10 protein-coding genes are annotated in these 15,669 nt (G+C 44.0%); 6 read left to right on the forward strand and 4 right to left on the reverse strand.

What is annotated here, in order from left to right; all coding sequences use genetic code 11:
• Positions 1 to 26: 26 nt before the first annotated feature.
• Complete coding sequence (locus tag NKT06_RS15085; protein ID WP_367399894.1) at positions 27 to 878, reverse strand: helix-turn-helix transcriptional regulator; 852 nt, start codon at positions 876 to 878, stop codon at positions 27 to 29.
• Positions 879 to 1,054: 176 nt separating this feature from the next.
• Between NKT06_RS15085 and NKT06_RS15090 the strand changes: the two genes are divergently transcribed.
• Positions 1,055 to 2,461 carry a family 4 glycosyl hydrolase gene (locus tag NKT06_RS15090; RefSeq protein ID WP_253435828.1) on the forward strand — a complete coding sequence of 469 codons (1,407 nt, stop codon included), beginning with the start codon at positions 1,055 to 1,057 and terminating at the stop codon, positions 2,459 to 2,461.
• A 95-nt stretch (positions 2,462 to 2,556) separates the two neighbouring features.
• On the opposite strand, the gene NKT06_RS15095 is transcribed toward NKT06_RS15090, so the two are convergent.
• Positions 2,557 to 3,444: a LysR family transcriptional regulator gene (locus tag NKT06_RS15095; RefSeq protein WP_253435831.1), complete on the reverse strand. Its 888-nt coding sequence runs from the start codon at positions 3,442 to 3,444 to the stop codon at positions 2,557 to 2,559.
• Positions 3,445 to 3,829: 385 nt separating this feature from the next.
• Between NKT06_RS15095 and NKT06_RS15100 the strand changes: the two genes are divergently transcribed.
• From NKT06_RS15100 to NKT06_RS15115, 4 genes are all read left to right on the forward strand, one after another.
• Positions 3,830 to 4,576, forward strand: a complete 747-nt coding sequence (locus NKT06_RS15100; RefSeq protein ID WP_253435834.1) for an acetoacetate decarboxylase — start codon at positions 3,830 to 3,832, stop codon at positions 4,574 to 4,576.
• A 14-nt stretch (positions 4,577 to 4,590) separates the two neighbouring features.
• Positions 4,591 to 5,625: a ketopantoate reductase family protein gene (locus NKT06_RS15105; RefSeq protein ID WP_253435836.1), complete on the forward strand. Its 1,035-nt coding sequence runs from the start codon at positions 4,591 to 4,593 to the stop codon at positions 5,623 to 5,625.
• 769 nt (positions 5,626 to 6,394) lie between these two features.
• On the forward strand, positions 6,395 to 7,672 hold the full coding sequence (gene codB / locus NKT06_RS15110; RefSeq protein ID WP_253435839.1) for a cytosine permease: 1,278 nt from the start codon (positions 6,395 to 6,397) through the stop codon (positions 7,670 to 7,672).
• Positions 7,641 to 8,909, forward strand: a complete 1,269-nt coding sequence (locus NKT06_RS15115) for a cytosine deaminase (RefSeq protein WP_253435842.1) — start codon at positions 7,641 to 7,643, stop codon at positions 8,907 to 8,909. Before codB ends, NKT06_RS15115 begins: the two co-directional genes overlap by 32 nt.
• Positions 8,910 to 9,074: 165 nt before the next feature.
• On the opposite strand, the gene NKT06_RS15120 is transcribed toward NKT06_RS15115, so the two are convergent.
• Positions 9,075 to 10,199: a GerAB/ArcD/ProY family transporter gene (locus NKT06_RS15120; protein WP_253435845.1), complete on the reverse strand. Its 1,125-nt coding sequence runs from the start codon at positions 10,197 to 10,199 to the stop codon at positions 9,075 to 9,077.
• A gap of 296 nt (positions 10,200 to 10,495) precedes the next feature.
• Between NKT06_RS15120 and NKT06_RS15125 the strand changes: the two genes are divergently transcribed.
• Positions 10,496 to 14,548, forward strand: coding sequence for an S-layer homology domain-containing protein (locus NKT06_RS15125; RefSeq protein WP_253435848.1), 4,053 nt, complete (start codon positions 10,496 to 10,498; stop codon positions 14,546 to 14,548).
• Positions 14,549 to 14,697: 149 nt separating this feature from the next.
• Here the strand turns inward: NKT06_RS15125 and NKT06_RS15130 are convergent, their stop codons facing one another.
• Positions 14,698 to 15,549 carry an AraC family transcriptional regulator gene (locus NKT06_RS15130; protein ID WP_253435853.1) on the reverse strand — a complete coding sequence of 284 codons (852 nt, stop codon included), beginning with the start codon at positions 15,547 to 15,549 and terminating at the stop codon, positions 14,698 to 14,700.
• Positions 15,550 to 15,669 lie beyond the last annotated feature (120 nt).

Consider the following 15,669-nt stretch of genomic DNA (forward strand, 5'->3'; position numbering starts at 1 on the left):
TCCACAGGATGTTTGTCTACGGTATGTTATTCAAATTTGGAAGGAGGCACGTTGTAAAATTTTTTGAATGCTTTGGAGAACGTAAAGGGATCGGGATATCCCAGAAATCCGGCAATTTGCTGGATCGTATATTTTTTCTCGTACAGATAATCTCTGGCCCGGTTCATTTTGATTTGATTAATGTACTGCCCAGGTGTAATACCTAGAATTTTCTTGAACAACGAAATAAAGTATTTCTCGGAGACGCCGGCAATATCTGCAAGTTCGTTAACTCGGATGGCACGATGCAGATTCGCATCCACGTATGGGAATACATTCTGCAGAACTTCCAGACTTCCTTCAATTTTCCTCGGTTTCCGATCGTTCAGAAACTCACCGTGATACAGGCCTTGCCTATGTAATTCCAAAATTTTGGCGATGACGAGAAGCAGAGAGGCTTTCAAGTAAAGTGGACTGGCGGAAGCGCCGTTACTCTGCTTGAACCTTCGATAGGACGAGGTGAACAGCGTTGATTCCTCCTGAATCAGGTTACCAGGTACGATGCCTGGGAGTTGAAACTCGCCGAGAATTCGCTTTTGCTCAGCGATGCTGAAATCAAAGTGCATGTATACGAATCGGCACAACTCTCCGGTCGTGGAAGCCGTGTAGGGCATATCCGGATAAAAAAACACGACGTCACCCGGGGCCGCCATATGTTCGATTCCATCGATGGTAATCTTGACAGATCCTGCTGTAATGAACCACAGATCGTAATCAGAATGTGACTTTCGTTCAATCCAATGACTGTCATGCGTCTGTTCCAGATAAGAGCTCATGCGAAGCGTGATATACTCCGAGAGCTCGTCGATTATACTCATATTTACAGTTCCTGCATGCATCGAATTCAGCCGATTCCTCTCTACTTTATGACATCCTTCATTTTTCCCTATCATACCAAAGGATCTGCTCCTTGTTAACCATCGTACGATATGACATCTTTTGAAAACTATCACACATTCCGATTCCAGCTCACTCACCTATAATGAATTTATATCGTTACAAGGAGGGGTTATTGATGAATGCTACAAGTACACAGCATCCAAAGGTAGTTGTTATTGGAGCGGGCAGCCTATTTTTTGGTCGTCAGTCCATCTGGCAGATGGTACACTCCCCATATTTGAATCAGGGAACGCTGGCTTTGGTGGATACGGACGAGGAACGACTCTCAAAAATGGTAACACTAGCGGAAATGGTTGCCAAGGAGAACAACGTATCCCTAAAGATTGAGGGTTCAGTGGACCGAAGACAGGTACTACCGGGAGCCGACTTCGTTGTGCTCAGCTTTGCGGAAGAATCGGTGAAATATCGGGGCATCGACTGCCAAGTCTCTCTAAAGTATGGGATTCGCATGTGTTCCGGTGATACGATTGGCCCTGGCGGGATCTTTCGCGCGATGCGGGAACTGCCGGTGATTATGGAATGTGCCAAGGACATCGAGGAACTGTGTCCGGAGGCCTGGGTGATCAATTATATTAATCCATCTACCGTTCACGGCATCGCATTACATCGTTATGCACCGAAACTTAAATCATTTGCGCTGTGCGATAGTCATCATATGCCGCATAAAAAAGCCTATTATGCCGTACGAGCCGGGATCATTGGAGACAATAGCGAGTTCACCGAAGAGATCAACCAAAAATTCGATTTCCGTATTGCCGGCGTTAATCATTTCACTTGGCTGCTCAAAGCCGAGTATGAAGGGAAAAATGTGATGCCCACGATCGCAGAAGCCATGCGCAGGATGGCAGGTGAAGAGAACAACGGCGGTGATCGGGGAGCCAAAGCTCTTTTTAACGATGCCATTACCTACGAACTGTATGATATTTTCGGAATCATTCCCACTTGCACGGCGCATACGAAGGAATACGTTCGATATTGGCAAGGTCTTGGCAAGACAACGGACACGATTCCTCCGTTATCAATCTGGGAGACAGAGGACAGGTATCAGCGGCATGATGAGATGTGGCAGCAGGTGGATGACTTTCTTGCAGGTACTATACCGATTGCAGACTATATGAACATATTTGGCCCGGATCATGCGACCGATATCATTGAAAATATGGTGGGGAACTTGGGCAAGAAGTTCTTTATCAATACACTCAATCAAGGTGCTGTAACCAATATGAATGCAGATTCCTTCCTGGAACTACTATGCGATGTAAATATGGATGGCGCGAAACCACTCCATGTAGGCGAGATGCCGCGTGGGATCAGAGGGATGCAAGAACTTGTACTTGATACGCATGAGCTTACGGTTGAAGCTGTGCTGGAACAAAGCTATGAGAAGCTGCGAAGAGCGATGCTCACTGACCCGCTCGTGAGTTCCATCCGTGACGCGGACCAAATCATCCGTGAATTGTTGGAACTGGAACGTCAGATGATTCCGGACGTTTGGTACAAGGATAGACTACAGTACAGCTAGGAACAGATATCGATAGAAGACCACGTCGTTTCCTTCAAAAGGATTAACGTGGTCTTTATTTTTATCATTTATCATTTTTAATTTAAGAAGATATTCTATTGCACTTTAAACAAGCCAGCATGGTCTTCATAGTACGAAGTAATAAAATCACGAAATTCTCTTACAGCAGGAGATAACCATTTTTGTTTGACCCAAGAGAGGCTGATTGGATATATCGCTGAATCATCAGCAATTTTTACATAACTTAACCCGAGTGTTCTGCATACGGAGATAGGAAGTAATGCAACACCCTGATTAAGCCTGATAATTTCGAGCAGAGTATGAGAATCGACCTCAAATGCAAGATTGGGCAGGAAGCCTGCTTTTTCACAGAGCATCGTTGTAAACCCGCTGTACTCCTTATTATCTGCAAGGGAAATAAAGGGCTCATCTGCAACAACACTTAATGAGATACTTGTCTCTCCGACGTATGGATGATTTGTTGGCACAACCAGAACAATATCCTCCTCGACAAGCACAACACTCTCGATCTCCTCATCCTGAATCGGATGCCCCGTAATGCCCAGATTCAACTCACCCTTCTTCAAACCTGTAATAATCTCAGCACGCGTCCCTATGCCTTGATGGAGCTTGGTATCAGGAAAAGTATTGATATAGTCACTAATAAGACCCGTGAGGAATCGTGTATTCGTAATCGAGATCCTGATCGTATTGGATATTTGCTGTTCCTCCGCTTTAATCTCCATCTCTGCATTTTCAATTTCAATAAAAATTCGGTTCACATGCTTCAATAGAATTTCACCTGAGGCATTTAATTGAATGCTTCGTCCTCTCCTGTGAAATAAAGGCGTACCCAGTTCATCTTCAAGTCGTTTAATCGTCAAGCTTAAGGAAGGTTGAGCAATATTCAATTGAGCAGCTGCCTTGGAGATGTGTTCAGTGTAGGCAACGGTCTGAAAGTATTTGAGCTGAAGCAATTCCATTTATCTGCACTCCTTATTTATTTTGATAAATATATATAGTACTTATTATGTATTATATTAAATTTAAATATTGATGTAGAATTTTTTTATAAGATATAGATCAAATTTGAAATACCAAAAACCTGACTTTATAAGTTGAACTACTGATTTACACAATAACGGAGAGGACAGAAAAAACCTGAAAAAGCGAAGCTAAAAGCTTTCTGGAAGAAAGCTGCATCGGAAGCATACGCTTCGCCTTTAGCCCCGGATTTTCCCCTTTAGAAAGGGAATCGAAAAGTCTGGGGATAACAGCGATTGGAAGGTTGTTCTGTCAGCGTAGTGTCAGTGTAAATAATTTTGAGTTCAACTTATATAGAACCAAAACATAAGGTAGGTGTCTTTGATGAAAATCGATGTGAATAACATAGCTAAAAATCTGAATACACCCCTAACGGCTCCGGCATACCCAATGCCACCGTACAAATTCGTGAATCGTGAATACTTGAATATTATTTACCGAACCGATGAAAAAGCATTGCGAGCAGCCGTACCCGAGCCTTTGGAAATTACTGATGCATTGGTTAAATTCGAAGTGATGTGGATGCCCGATGTATCTGGATTGGGTGCCTACACGGAAGCTGGACAAGTTATCCCTGTGCAATTCAATGGGGAGGAAGGCGATTATGTGCATTCGATGTACGTAGACAATTTCCCCGCGATAGCCAGTGGTCGAGAGCTCACCGCCTATCCGAAAAAGCTGGGCGCACCCAAGTTGTATACCGATTCAGATACACTTGTTGGCACACTTGATTATGGAACGCTGCGTGTAGCCACGGCAACGATGGGCTATAAACATGTGGAGATGGATAAAGATATCGCCAAACGCGAAATATGCCGACCTAACTTCATGATTAAGATTGCGACAGACTATACCGGGAATTTAAGAATATGTGATCTGATCCGAACTCAGATTACAGACATCGAAGTGAAAGAGGCTTGGACAGGACCTGCCCGGCTCCAACTGTTCGAACACGCATTGGCACCTCTTGCAGATCTGCCTGTGTTGGAAGTGGTGTCGGCTTCTCATATCCTTACCAACTTAACCTTAAACGCTGCACAACCTGTATACAACTACCTGGAAGAGAAATAAGGAGGAAATATAAAATGAGAATTGCAATTGTAGGAGCAGGATCTTTGGGAACCATCGTAGGTGCATACCTTGCGGATGGTGGACTGGACGTTGAGTTAATTGATGCATATCGAGAACATGTTGAAGCTTTAAATCAAACGGGTGCTAAAGTAACGGGTACCACGGAGTTTCAGGCCAAAGTAAAAGCAATTACGCCTGATCAGAAATCAGGACAATATGACCTCGTTTTACTTTTGACCAAACAACTCTATAACGATTCGATTCTTCAGGAATTACTTCCATTCTTGAAAGAAGACAGTATGGTGTGTTCCTTGCAGAACGGGATTCCGGAAGAAAAAGTGGCGTCCATTGTTGGCGAAAAACGTGTCATTGCAGGCTCCGTTGAGTTTGGCGCTACGTTTATTAAACCAGGTGTATCAAGTCTCACAACCGAGTACACTCAATTTAAGCAGTATGCTTTTCAGATTGGTGAATTGAATGGTGAGATCACCGAACGAATTCAACGCGTGAAATCGGTGTTGGACCTTGTAGGTGGAACACATATTTCTGATAATCTGGTTGGAACCAAATGGTCCAAATTGCTGATCAACAATGCATTCAGTGGTTTGTCCGCTGCATTGAATGGGGAATATGGGGACATCATCGATCATGAAGCTGGCATTGTGAGTGCAGCTCATATTGCGGACGAGACGATTAAAGTTGCTCGCGCCAATGGGGTCACATTGGTTAAAATGAATGGATTCGACATCGCTTCACTCGAACTGAACAGCAAAGAAGATATCCCTGAACGGGTGAAAACATTACGTTACGTGATGGAGCCCTCCAGACTGCTCAAAGCAAGCATGCTTCAAGATCTGGAGAAGAACCGCAAAACAGAGATTGATTATATTAACGGGGTGGTTTCAAGCAAGGCAGAAGGTACCGGAATTGCGACACCTTATAATGATTTGGTTGTAAAACTGGTCAAATCTGCTGAAGAAACACAAACCGTTCCTGATTTTGACACGAATATAAAAGCTTTTGAAGAACTGTTAAGTACACAAAAATAAATTCATATGTTTACACTGAAGGGGCTTTCTCCAAAGGAGTGGTCTCTCTTCCTAAGCGCTAACGAATCTACCGCATCTTATATGACTGATTATCAACATATACAAGATTTAACGAACCTGATTAACGCTATTCGTCCTAAAACGGTGCCAATATCTAAAAAATTGACCGAATCAAGAGAATAACGTCTCTGTGATTCGTTAGATCTCGGAACTAGGCCAATGAGAGCGAATAGCGTGTGTCAAATTCATTACAACAAAATCACATTAATTAGGGGTGTCCTCCGTCATATTTATGACTTGTGGGACATCCTTGTTTGTTGTATTGGCAAACAGAGTCGGACTTTCAGGATTTTATAACCAAACTTTGAACTGGAGCGTAATTGATATGCATCCAAGGTCTGCCATGAATGATCAGTTGTTATACCGATTCGGTGGGGCGAAAGCCGAGAGGTGATTGCTACAAAAAAATAACTTGCTGTATAAGGGATTAATAACCTTTGGATAATAATGACATTGACAACTGCAGGTTTTTCCAAAATAATAGTATGTAATTGAATACTGGTACCTTTAATTCAGTCCAGAGAGGCTGGCAAGGGCAGCGGATTTCATAATCTCGCGAGAATCAGGGCATATCCCGTCATGGGATGCTCTGTGTCTTCGCGCGGGTTATGATGCAAAAAGAGGCTACTTGTCGGTATATAACTTGACGAGTAGCCTCTTTTTTCTGCTTTTTTTGGTATCAGATACACTTTACGTTGGGGGTATTCTGATGAGCAAACAAGATCAAGAGTTTTCATGGCAAGCTGTGCCGAAAGGACAAAGAAACAACTTTTGGAAGACGTTATCCGTCATGCTCGGTTTTACATTTTTCTCAGCAAGCATGCTGGCAGGAGGCACGTTGGGCGTCAGCTTGACGTTCATGGAGTTCATTGGCATCGTGCTTGCAGGTAATCTGGTGCTTGGTATCTATACAGGGGCACTGGCGCATATCGCTGCCAAAACAGGCTTGTCCACACATTTGCTCGCTAAGTATGCATTCGGTGCAAAAGGATCGTATCTGCCTTCGTTCCTTCTAGGCTTCACACAGGTCGGATGGTTCGGAGTCGGCGTAGCCATGTTCGCGATTCCGGTCGCCAAAGCCATGGATTGGAACGTGTATCTGTTGATCATTGTGTTTGGACTTGCCATGACGGCATCCGCCATCTTCGGTATGAAGTCACTCGTCATTCTCGGTTATATCGCAGTTCCTGCAATTGCCATTCTCGGTGGATACTCCATGTTCGAAGGTGCAGGTTCGCTGGGAGGTTTGCAGGGGTTGCTTGAATACACGCCGACACAGTCACTTACTGCGGCGGCCGCATTAACGATCTGTATCGGATCATTCATCAGTGGCGGAACACTGACACCCGATTTTGCCCGGTTCTCCCGTACATCCAAACAGGCAGTTACCGCAACCGTTATTGCTTTCTTCTTGGGTAACTCACTTATGTTTCTGTTCGGAGCAGTTGGCGCAATGGCCTATAACCTGGCTGATATCTCGGAGGTCATGTTCCTGCAAGGATTGATCATCCCGGCGATCATCGTTCTGGGCTTGAATATTTGGACGACGAATGATAATGCACTGTACGCTTCAGGTCTTGGTTTTGCCAACATCACCAAAATTTCAAAGAAATTCTTCGTCGTTGTTAACGGCATCGTCGGTACTGTATTCGCCATGTGGATGTACAACAACTTCGTCAGTTTCCTTAACGTACTGGGCGCGGCGGTACCATCCATCGGAGCTATTATTATTGCAGATTACTTCATTGTGAAACGTAGAAACTATAAGCCATTTGCTGACATGTCGTTCAAAAATGTAAACTGGGTAGCGATGGTCGCTTGGGCCATAGGCGTGGCATTCGCCCAACTGGCTCCTGGCGTAACACCACTGAACGCACTACTTGGTACAGCAGTAGCCTATATCGTCTTGATGTTAATTGTTCCTGCCAAAGATTCCAAAGAAATGGGGAAAACAAATGATTATACAGAACGCAAAATTGCGGGGTAAAGAAGGACTATGGAATATTGTTGTGAAAGACGGGAAGTTTGACCGAATCACGCAGTCGCAGGAGGTGAACGACAATGAAGAGATCCTCGATGTCAACGGATCGCTGGTCCTGCCACCATTCATTGAACCTCATATTCATCTCGATACAACGCTCACAGCAGGTGAACCGGAATGGAATCTCAGCGGGACACTGTTCGAAGGTATCCAGCGCTGGTCAGAGCGCAAGGCTTTCTTGACACATGAGGATGTCAAAACACGTTCCAAAACAGCATTAAAGTGGCAATTGGCACAGGGCATCCAACATGTACGGACTCATGTGGACGTTACCGATCCAAGCTTGATCGCAGCTAAAGCGATGCTTGAAGTCAAAGAAGAAATGGCTCCATATATGGACATTCAGCTTGTTGCTTTCCCACAGGAAGGCATCCACTCTTATCCAAACGGTGCAGAATTGCTGGAAGAGTCACTGAAAATGGGCGTTGACGTGGTCGGTGGCATTCCACACTTCGAATTCACCCGGGAATATGGCGTTGATTCCATGAAAGTTGCGTTTGATCTGGCCGAAAAATACGATCGTCTGATCGACATCCATTGTGATGAAATCGATGACGAGCAATCTCGTTTCGTAGAAGTTGTTGCCAAGGAAGCCTACGAACGTGGACTGGGCTCACGCACAACGGCAAGCCACACAACAGCAATGGGGTCATATAATGACGCTTATACGTACAAATTATTCCGTCTGCTTAAAATGGCTAATTTGAATTTTGTCTCCAATCCGCTAGTCAACATTCACTTGCAGGGACGTTTCGATACGTATCCGAAGAGAAGAGGACTGACTCGGGTCAAAGAGTTGCAGGAAGCGGGTCTGAATGTGTGCTTTGGTCACGATGACATTTTCGATCCGTGGTATCCGCTGGGTACAGGTAACATGCTGCAAGTGCTGCACATGGGGATTCATGCATCGCAGCTGCTTGGTTACGACCAAATCGTGAATTCGATTGACCTCATTACCAAAAACAGCGCAAGAACGTTACACATCGAGGATGTATACGGTATTGAAGAAGGCAAACCTGCTAACTTCATCGTACTTGAAGCAGAGAACGAATATGAGGCTGTTCGCAAACAAGCTGGCGTGCTTTATTCCTTCAGAGGCGGTCGTAAAATTGCAGAATCGAAGCCAAGGGACACTTCAATCTTTTTTGAAGGCAGTTCAGAGAAAGTTACTTTCAATAAATAGATAGATATCAGTCTATTGCTGTCTGCATGTAAATGATGAAAAATATGTTTCCATTGAAAGTCGCTATTTTAGCGGCTTTTTTTGCTTTTTTGTACTGATTACGCAATGCATTATGCTACTGGAGCCAGAAGAGCGAAAAGGTGCTCCTGAGCAACAACTCAACACTCAACCAACCTTAAGGTCTCCACTAGCAGCTTGCTTCCCGCCTTTTTTACGAATAAAGCTAAGAATTAGCAGCAGCAGTGGTAACAAACCAAATAAAAAAATGGACATATTACCGAGAAAATCACCCAATGCTAACGTTTCCTCCAGGTTTTTAGGCAAGTAAGCAATCAAATAAAGCACGGGTAACATCGCAAATTGTATTCCGGTAATCTTTTTGAGACGAAACAAATCTCGAATACCAATGGATGCAAAATAGTGCTTAAAGGCATAGGTTGCGAAAATTTGCATCAGCCAAAATACGATGAAAAGCGATTCATAACGCTCAAATAAAAATCCCTCAATTTCAAAACTTCGAACCATATCAAACGTTGGCCACATCCGTGTCTCAACACCCGACAATGATAAATTTCCCACGACTGTAACAATGGTTACCATATATATAATCGTACATATAAGTATGCTGAAAATAGCAGTCTTATTACTTGCCTTTACGTCTGTCATGTAAGCTGTGACGATGAGCAAAACTTCATATCCGGAGTAGGATAGACATGAAGGCTTAAGTCCCTTTAATACAGGCATGATCCCCTCACCCAGAACCGGTCTGAGATTATTGATATCAAACATTTTAGTACTTAAAAGGAACACCAACGCGAGCAACACCAGCGTAACGGGCAGAACGATTGAAAAGACACGGATGATGACCTTAAGACCACCCGTTAGCATGTAAATACCAATCCACAAACTGACCATAATCGTGACCCAACTAGGGGTACGCTCAAGGATGTACATACTTGTAATTTCAGCCATGACTCTGACTTCGAATGAACATAGAACAATAAAATATACGATAATTAAAAGTCCTAATAGATAAGAAATCCATTTTCCTGTGATCTCAGGAATAAACTCGAACACGGTTTTACCGGGAAATCGACGACATAAAGTTACAAGAAGCAGGCTGATTATGGTTACGACCAGGCCAGCCAGAATGACGGAGATCCATACATCTGGTGTTTTTACCGCCTTGCTAATCGTACGAGGAAGCGTTAGTATTCCTGCACCAAGGATTGAGTTAATAACTACAATTATTACTTCAGAGGTACTGATTGTTGATGCGGATGTCCTCACAGGCTTCACTCCAAACTGGAGAATTTGTTTGTAGTGTTACCCAACTCAACTATTTTATGTAAGAATTCAATTCGATCAGTTAAGCTTATTACCCATGAAATATATATTATAGTTTTGAACAAATAGATTGATTCTGTCTCTCTAATTGTAACAACTAAATCTTATATGAACTTAGTAAAATGTAATTTTTTACATAAGTTTTACATTCAGGTAATGGACCCTTGATTTCGTCTTGTTATGCTAGTTCTGTTTGGAATTACATAAGCCAATCTATTAAACAGACAAGGGAGAGAATTATGATCAGTCACTTCTACAAAAAGATGTTACCCATCCTGTTATCGCTTTCTTTGATATTCGGATGGTTCGCGGGTATTGGGGGAGTAAATTCCGCTCAAGCCGCATCGTTATCTGACCCTGACATTCTGTTAGAACGCAATGCCAATTGGAGATACTTCGATCAAGGGCAGAATCTGGAATCGCAATGGCGTACTTCATACGATGATTCATCATGGGAATTTGGACCCGCCCCGTTTGGCTACAAGGATAACGGTAACGGTATAAGCACTTCCTATTTCGGGCCTCTCAAAACGGAAGTGAGCTATGGTGAAGATAAAAAGTTAAAATACCGCACGACCTATTTAAGAACAAACCTAACCGTTAATAAGGATGAAATTGATGGCTATGGACAAATTCTCGGTACATTCGGGATTGATGATGGGGCAGTTATCTATGTAAACGGTGTGGAAGTACGTCGCTTTGGCATGCCTGAGGGTGACATTCAGTACCAGACCAAAGCAACATCCAGTCAGGACTTGCCTGTAATGTATGAGGACATAGATCTGACCGAACCGCTGAAAGCCTACCTGCACGATGGCAACAACGAAATTGCGGTCGAAGTTCATCAACAAAGCGATAGCAGCTCAGATTTGTATTTTGATATGGAACTTAAAGCGTTGGCGGAAGCGCCATCACTGGATATCAGTAAAGTAACAGTTACCTTCTATGGTGATGCAACAACGAGTAAAGGCTTCACTTGGTATACACCTCTTGCATCCACACAAAGCACTGTTCAAGTGGTGCCGAACCAAGGAACGGCTGTTGACTTCAGTCAGGCCCAAAGCTTCAACGGGCGCTCGTCCGTGGCTTCCAACTCTCCGGGAGAGATGGTGCATAAGGCGGAAGCAACAGATCTTATTCCGGATACCTCCTATTATTTTCGCGTTGGCGATCAAGATCTGGGCGTTTGGAGTGAGGTTGGCACATTCAAAACAGCTCCCACGAACGGAGCCTTTACGTTTATTGACCTGACGGATACCCAAGCTAAGGAAGAGGATGAGGCTATTCTATCTGGCTCTACGCTCTCCAAAGCGTTGACCCAGGTTCCAGATGCTGCGTTTGTTGTTCATAATGGGGATGTTGTAGAAAATGGAACGTCAGAGCAGGAATGGAACTGGTTGCTTGGTCACTCCCAATCCAGTCTGATGAACACGACCATTGCACCATCCGCGGGTAATCATGAGAACAAGAATTATGCGTTCTACGAGCACTTTAACCTGAAGCAACCAGACAATGCTGCAACAGTAACAGGTGCTTACTATTCTTATGATTACAGCAAAGCTCATTTTATCGTACTGAACTCCAACGAAAATTCCACGGAATACGCGAACTTCTCCAACGAGCAAGTGGCATGGATGAAGCAGGATGTGGAAGAGGCAAAAGCTGCCGGAGCAGAGTGGATCATCGTCAACATTCATAAAGGGCCGTATACGACATCCAATCACGCCACAGACAGCGATATTATCGGTGCAAACGGTGTACGAAATAAAATTGCTCCGTTGATGAATGAACTGGGCATCGATTTGGTTCTTCAAGGACATGACCATATCTATGCACGGACAAAGCCCATAAAAAGCGATGGCACGGCTGAAGACGTGTCCAAAATTAAGGAGACTCTGAACGGACAGCGTATCGAATACGCAGTGAAGCCTGATGGAACGATCTATATGATTCCAGCTACCGCAGGGGCAAAAGTATATTTTAAGAACCAAAAGCCAGAACTAGGTGAAGCATATTTCAGCTTGTTCGAGCGTGCTGAAGAGAATCATGCAAGGCAGTATGGTGATACTACAAGCACAGCCAGAGGCCAGGTTCAGAATTTTGTTTCATTCACAATCGATGGCGACAAACTTACTGCTGTAACGTATGAGGTTGACCAACATACCAATAACGGAGTGCCGTTCATTGTAGATCAATTCGGAATTCTCAAAGAAACGAATACGGTTCCCGATCCAGAACAGATCAACAAAATAACGGTAACGTTCCATGGAGATCCGACCAAGAGCAAAGGTTTTACATGGTATACATCGGATAAACTAGTGCAAAGTGACCTTCAAGTCGTGGAGAAAACATCAGCAACACCTGATTTCACACAAGCCAAATGGTTTGAAGGACGTTCTGCTCAGCCTGCCAATGCTGCAATCGAGCGGATGCACAAAGCAGAAGCGACAGATTTGAAAGCAAATACGAACTATTTCTTCCGTGTAGGCGACGCTTCCAAGCAAGTATGGAGTGCTACAGGTACGTTCCGTACAGCACCGGCAAAAGGCAAATTCACCTTCATTGATCTGGCGGATACGCAAGCGAAAGAAGAAGATGAGGCTATTCTTTCTTCCGAGACGTTGGCCAAAGCACTGGCTACAGTACCCGATGCTCAGTTCGTAGTGCATAACGGTGATATTGTTGATAAAGGTGTCAAAGAAGAACAATGGAACTGGCTGCTCGGACACTCACAGCAGAGCCTATTGAATACAACCATTGTGCCTTCCTCCGGGAATCATGAGGACGAAAACTATGCTTTCATTGATCATTTTAATGTACAGCCTCCGGTGAATTCTGCAACAGAAACTGGAGCTTATTATTCGTACGACTATAGCAATGCGCATTTTGTTGTACTGAATTCCAATGAAGATTCAACGGAGTATGATAACTTTTCTCTAGAGCAAGTCAAGTGGCTGAAGGAAGATGTTCAGGCTGCCAAGAAAAAGGGAGCCGAATGGATCATCGTCAATATTCACAAAGGCCCATACACAACATCTAATCATGCAACAGACTCTGACATTATGGGAGTGAATGGAGTACGCTCCAAGATTGCTCCGATCATGGCGGAACTCGACATTGATTTTGTTCTTCAGGGGCATGACCATATCTATGCACGTACGAAACCGATTGATCAGAAGGGGAACTCACGTCAACCAGCAATGATCACGGAAATGCTAAATGGACAGAAGATGGAGTACTCTGTGAATCCGGATGGCACGATCTATCTGATTCCGGCAACAGCAGGTCCAAAAGTATATTACAAAAATCAAAGCACAAGCCTGGGGGAAACTTACTACAGTCTTTTTGAACGCGCGGAAGAAAATCATGCGGCACAATATGGTCCGGACCCAAGTGACAACCGCCGTCCAAAACGTAGTCAGGTCCAAAACTTTGTGGGTATTACAATAGATGGTAGCAAATTGACAGCGATAACGTATGAAATTGATCAGAATGTGAATGGGGCCACTCCGTTCATCATCGATCAGTTTGGCATTATGAAGAAAACAGAGACTACGATTCCAGATCCGGGTACATCTAATCCAGGCACATCGAACCCCGGTCCAGGTAATGGGTCAAGCAGCGGGAATAACTCCTCAGAAAACGCTGAAGGTACGGCAACCGATAACCGTCCCGACAACGGTACTGGCAACGGAAACAATCCCGGAAATGGGACAGGGACAGGATCAAACCATAATAGTAATAGTGAAAATACACCACCAATTAAAGATACGACTGGGCACTGGGCCAAATCTGCCATTGATAAGGCACTTGCAGCTGGATTCGTGAATGGTTATGGCGATGATACATTCCGTCCGAATCAGAAGATTACACGTGCCGAATTCATCACAATGCTGGGTCGCGCATTAAATCTGAATAACGTAAACAATAATGTTCAATATACCGATGAAAACAAGATACCATCTTGGTCCAAACCTTATATTGCAGCAGCTGCATCCTTGGGCATTGTCAATGGTTACACCAATGGATCTTTCGGACCAGGTAAAACACTAAACCGATCAGAGATGGTCGCCATGATCGTACGTGCAGGCGGAATCGCTACGGATTCTAATGCGAAACTAAACTTCAAAGATGCCAAGGATGTTCCGGCATGGGCAGTTTCGTATGTAGCTTCTGCTGTAGAAGCCGGACTGGTAGGCGGTGTGGGCGGCAATCGTTTTGCACCGACACAGACAGCTACTCGGGCGGAGGCGATTACCCTTATTATCGGACTTTTGGAGAAGGTAGAATAACTTAGAGGAATTAATGCACAAAGAAACCAATGGGAGACTTCTCTTCTCTCATTGGTTTCTTTTGTATTATTTAATTTGGATTTCTCATTAAACCATACAAAGAGTAGCCGAAGGGTTGCTTAGTGGGCAATAAGCGTCTCCATGAACAGTTAGTTAAGATATTTCCTGCGAAACTGGAGGGGAGGTACTCCAACAATTCGCTTGAAGCAGGTAGAAAAGTAAGGGGAATATTTAAAACCCACTTCAGCGGCTATACGATCTATTGACCACTCCGTCGAAACTAGCAGCTGCTTGGCACGCTCCATCCTGAATTGTAATAAGTAATGAACAGGTGTGACACCGAATTTCATTTTCATACAGCGAACAATGTAGCTAGGGTGGAAGTGTAATGCCGACGAGAGTTTTTCATTGGTGATCTCTTCCTGGTAGTGTTGCTGTATGAAAACAGCTACTTTCTCGGCAAGTCGTGAAGCAGGCGTTTTGGCCATGTCAGAGATGCCATTTTCGAGTACAGCCAGAAAGCTGAAGAGCAGTTGCTGCTTCTCCCAAAAGGACTCCCCTACCGGCAGTTCCAAAAGCTGTTGCATCATATCAAATGCGAGCTGGGGGTTTAGCAATGTGGTTCTCTTAGGTATTCGTATTGACTTTGGCTTATCGAATGGCGATAACAGAATGGCTGCTTCCGAATCTTCTATTAAGGGACCTTGATGCCAGTCCACATGCTCAAAATGAACCCAGTAAAACGTTGCTTCCTGTTCGCAGGGCCTGAAAGAGTAATGCTCACCTTCCGGCAGTAATACTAGTGCATCACCTGTAGCAAGTGTCCATTCCGTCCCGTTCTCACCGATATGTAGTTCTCCATCTACCACGAGCAGCACATCAAACAGGCCGAAATTTCTTCGATTCGGATGACGGTCACCTACACGGAACGTTGAACGACCAGATTCCCAATAATAGGGAAGAGGTGGGGTTTGTAACGCAACAATGAATTCTTCATTCAATGAATTAACCTCATTTTTTAGTGTCATTTGGTATAGAAAAAAGCTCATTCCATTACTACTCTCACTTTAAGAAAAAGCATATACTCGACTTTATAAAGAGTCAAATTTTATAATTTTGAG

Source organism: Paenibacillus sp. 1781tsa1, assembly GCF_024159265.1.
Taxonomy (GTDB): Bacteria; Bacillota; Bacilli; order Paenibacillales; family Paenibacillaceae; genus Paenibacillus.

Coding starts and splice junctions, on each gene's coding strand:
- NKT06_RS15085 (WP_367399894.1), bottom strand. CDS start 878: ATGCATGCAGGAACTGTAAATATGAGTATAATCGACGAGCTCTCGGAG.
- NKT06_RS15090 (WP_253435828.1), top strand. CDS start 1,055: ATGAATGCTACAAGTACACAGCATCCAAAGGTAGTTGTTATTGGAGCG.
- NKT06_RS15095 (WP_253435831.1), bottom strand. CDS start 3,444: ATGGAATTGCTTCAGCTCAAATACTTTCAGACCGTTGCCTACACTGAA.
- NKT06_RS15100 (WP_253435834.1), top strand. CDS start 3,830: ATGAAAATCGATGTGAATAACATAGCTAAAAATCTGAATACACCCCTA.
- NKT06_RS15105 (WP_253435836.1), top strand. CDS start 4,591: ATGAGAATTGCAATTGTAGGAGCAGGATCTTTGGGAACCATCGTAGGT.
- codB (WP_253435839.1), top strand. CDS start 6,395: ATGAGCAAACAAGATCAAGAGTTTTCATGGCAAGCTGTGCCGAAAGGA.
- NKT06_RS15115 (WP_253435842.1), top strand. CDS start 7,641: ATGATTATACAGAACGCAAAATTGCGGGGTAAAGAAGGACTATGGAAT.
- NKT06_RS15125 (WP_253435848.1), top strand. CDS start 10,496: ATGATCAGTCACTTCTACAAAAAGATGTTACCCATCCTGTTATCGCTT.